At 35.1% G+C, this 3,368-nt stretch carries 4 protein-coding genes and 1 pseudogene; 1 reads left to right on the top strand and 4 read right to left on the bottom strand.

Features of this window, described 5'->3' with window-relative positions:
- Window positions 1–582: 582 nt before the first annotated feature.
- The gene (locus tag IEW67_RS18525; RefSeq protein WP_373288592.1) at window positions 583–660 is read right to left on the bottom strand and encodes a putative holin-like toxin; all 78 of its coding nucleotides are present in this window, start codon (window positions 658–660) and stop codon (window positions 583–585) included.
- 708 nt (window positions 661–1,368) lie between these two features.
- On the opposite strand from IEW67_RS18525, the pseudogene IEW67_RS17655 reads away from it, so the two are divergent.
- Window positions 1,369–1,693 (top strand): annotated as a pseudogene (locus tag IEW67_RS17655) (transposase); the annotation flags it as partial.
- A 22-nt stretch (window positions 1,694–1,715) separates the two neighbouring features.
- On the opposite strand, the gene IEW67_RS17650 reads toward IEW67_RS17655, so the two are convergent.
- The 3 genes from IEW67_RS17650 to IEW67_RS17640 form a co-directional block, all read right to left on the bottom strand.
- On the bottom strand, window positions 1,716–2,192 hold the full coding sequence (locus tag IEW67_RS17650) for a hypothetical protein (RefSeq protein ID WP_188634392.1): 477 nt from the start codon (window positions 2,190–2,192) through the stop codon (window positions 1,716–1,718).
- Between the two features lie 90 nt (window positions 2,193–2,282).
- Entirely contained in the window at window positions 2,283–2,438 is a 156-nt protein-coding gene (locus tag IEW67_RS17645; protein ID WP_188634391.1) for a hypothetical protein, read from the bottom strand.
- Between the two features lie 392 nt (window positions 2,439–2,830).
- The gene (locus tag IEW67_RS17640; RefSeq protein ID WP_188634390.1) at window positions 2,831–3,073 is read right to left on the bottom strand and encodes a hypothetical protein; all 243 of its coding nucleotides are present in this window, start codon (window positions 3,071–3,073) and stop codon (window positions 2,831–2,833) included.
- Window positions 3,074–3,368 lie beyond the last annotated feature (295 nt).

The raw sequence follows: 3,368 nt of genomic DNA, 5'->3' as shown, positions 1-3,368 counted from the left end.
AAGCTATCTTTCGATATACTTTGAGACATGGTAGGGTTTCTCCTCTCTTTTTTTCTGTCCAATTTTGAGGATACCCTACCTCTTTTTTTGTCTCAAAGAATCTACACAAACTATTTTACGTCATCTTCGCGCCATTTGCTATTGATACCCCATTAATCACTAATACAATGATTCCTGAAATGATATTGAATATATGTATTTTTATCATTGGACTTTCCCCCCTTTTCGATGAAGTTTAGTTCAACTAAATGGCCCAATTCTGCAATACAGGGCGCAAGTCTTTGTTACAGAATAGCGCCCTTTTATGGAAGAATTTTCAATCGTTTTCAAGAAAATGCCCCGTTAGGTACACCGATGGGAGTAACCTAGAGATGAGTTGTAAGAAAGCTTAAAATACAATCACATTTTTTGTTTGCAAACTGTTTTTTCGTGTTATAATAAACATAGAGATAAGAAAAAAGCATAAACTGATAAAGACCGAAGATACGCTAATATCTCCGGTCAGCAATGAATCGCTACCCTTCAAGAGGGGTCAGCGCGAACAAGGAATAGACCTCACCCGGCTGCTAAACTCAGGGAGGTCTATTTTTTCTGGTCTGTAATCGTTACAACGAGTGTTGCGAAAGCGATCATTAGAACCAGTGTCTCAAAAACAGACATGGGCAACACCCCCTTCCGTTATAGCGTATCGTATGACACTACAACCGACAGGAATGCGCCGACTTCCCTAGAGGAAAATGCGATTATTGCATATTTCTATTATACCACTTGCCCAAGAAGTTTAAAGAAATTTTTAAACTTTCCTTTAGCAACTATTTGACTAATAAAATCTCATTTCCTCTATGCCGGTGCTGATACTTGGTCATTATATGCAGAGTATTCTTTATTAAAGATAAGCACCCTTTAAGAGGTTGTTCAAAAAGTCCGGTAAAAATGACACTTCGAATTTCTTCGTTGGCTTGTTTCTCCGCTCCTTGGAAAAGAACACCACTTTTCCTACGTGCGATGCAGATTCATGGAAGCATTACTTATGCTCATGTATTTAAAAGCATACATTCCGCTGCTCGAAACTGCGCCGCCTCGAACTTCTTGGTCCTTTTTATCCTCCTTTTTGAACACGCACTTTAAAGGAATAATTTTTAAGAACGCTTAAGTTTTTTTAAAACATTTAACCTTCTGAAGTTAAGATGTCCTTTATTTCGCATGTGATTACTTTTTTCTTTATCCAATAAGCTTCCCCATATAACAATATATGTCGTTACATATTTAAATGTATAACGATGAACAATTCATTAGAGAAAACGCTATATGGTAAGGCTTTAGCAACTTTTCGGTGTTTTTTCGTTATACATTCCGGGAACGCAGGTTGCAAAGGTTTTTTTGTCCTTTTTAGAAAAGGTAGTTGAACGCTACCCGAATGAAAAGATTCTCATGATCCTGGATAATGCAAAAATCCACCATGCCAAACGGATTAAACCGTTTTTAAAAGAACACTCTGAACAATTGGCGTTACTGTTCCTCCCACCCTACAGCCCGGATTTCAATTTGATTGGAGGATTATGGGGATGGTTGAAAAAATCAGTAATCTACAAGGTGTTCTATCAAGCCGTCGATGAAATAAGTTCAATCCTTTATTTCAGAAGTCAGCAGAACACCTGACGTTATAGTACACCGTTTGTGCAAGAAGATGTAAATATTTAATTCCATTTATATAGTTAATTTTCTGAAATAAACACTTCAATATATCTATCTTTAATCAATTTTTTCACATCGTTATTTCTTGTTACATAATTTACAAAACGTATTTTTGCCTTTTCTATAGCATTTTGCCCCTCTTCTACTTTTTCCATATTATCACTGTCACGAAATCCGATAGCTAATTTTTTAAATCCATCTTCAAGAGTGTTTTGACTGTCTTTGATACTAGCGGAAATCGTCTTTGGTGGTTCTAATTTTTCAATATTCGTTTTAGCATTATCCATTCTTTTTGCTATATTTTTAATATTTCCATCATTCATTAATTTTACTATATCAGCACCCTTATTCATTTCCTCAAAAATTGAGTTCAAATATTTTGCTTCTTTCCTATCAGCCATATTATCTTCGGAACTATTAGATGTGTCGCATCCGGAAAATAAAATTCCACAAACAATCAAAAATACTATTGCTGAAATCAAATGTTTTTTAGTCACAGTAACATCTCCTTTTCCTAATGGGATAGGGAATCTCTTCTTTATTACTTAAGTATTTCTTTAATAGGTATAGTGCGTCCGTTAGTTGATTTAGGGCATTCTTTTATTTCGTATTAAAATTGAAATCACGATTCCTGCAACTAAAGCACCTATTGCTCCAAAAGATGCTTGCACAAAGGACTGTGAAAGTAATAAAAAACCAATAAATGTTCTAATAGTTACACCTATAGGGATGGCCCAATTCAAAAATTTCATCCCCCTTTTTCGTACTTTTATTAGTGAAAAGCGCCCGGTTGGGGAAGAGAAAAACAGTATAAAGGATTCAAAAATTTCAATTAATTATGCTGACGCTTAGGTTTAAGAATCAAAGCCTCTCATAGCCTTTTATCCATTTAGTCTTTTTATGTGAAAAAATCGAGATACGACATCAGCCACAAATAGAACCCTAATATAATCCAAATCTTAGGATGATCTGGAGCAAAAATATCGAAACCCGATAAAATGAATCATTGCTAAACCAAGTATTAAAAGGACTGTATAAACTACAACATCAAATTTTTTATATGCATTACGTTGCTCCTTTTAAGTCCATAATAGCCCCTTGTATGCAATTTTCATTCCTGATTAACACCGTTTATTTAAACATTGTTTTTAGATGAAATTGTTACAGTCATTATGATTCCTATCACTAACTCAATAATAGCCAATCCTAATACATACAATCCAATTGATGGGAGCGATAAGATTCCTAAAACAATATGGAAAGCCATTGCAATATATAATCCTAGTGGTTTTTTTAGATAAATACTAAAAACTGCATAGAAAAGCACGGCTACCATAAGTCCAACAGCGACATAAGAAACCCAGTCAGTAAAAATCATTTCAACCCTCCCTATGCAATAAAATGGTTCACTTGTGTACAGCCAATTCCCAATCCTTTTTGGCAGGTGGTTTCACCTCTGTTAGCCATGTCTCTGAAGCATGTTTTGGCGGTATTGTCTCTTCTCCCTTTAAAAGACGTAAAATATATTCTTGCCAGTAGATCATATGTGATTTAGAATTTGCCAAATTGAATGCTGGTTAAGAACCACCTCACCTGCTTGCTCTATGCCTAATCCATCGAAAATCGTCAATGTGTTAACGTGAGCATTTTCTCCGTATAATCCTTTGGTTAAA

This window comes from Lentibacillus kapialis, assembly GCF_014646635.1.
Lineage (GTDB): Bacteria > Bacillota > Bacilli > Bacillales > Amphibacillaceae > Lentibacillus > Lentibacillus kapialis.
This window is presented reverse-complemented; position numbering and strand designations above follow the sequence as displayed.

What these genes read in the sequence shown, in the direction of transcription:
- IEW67_RS18525 (WP_373288592.1), bottom strand. Translation starts at nt 660, where the DNA reads ATGTCTGTTTTTGAGACACTGGTTCTAATGATCGCTTTCGCAACACTC.
- IEW67_RS17640 (WP_188634390.1), bottom strand. Translation starts at nt 3,073, where the DNA reads ATGATTTTTACTGACTGGGTTTCTTATGTCGCTGTTGGACTTATGGTA.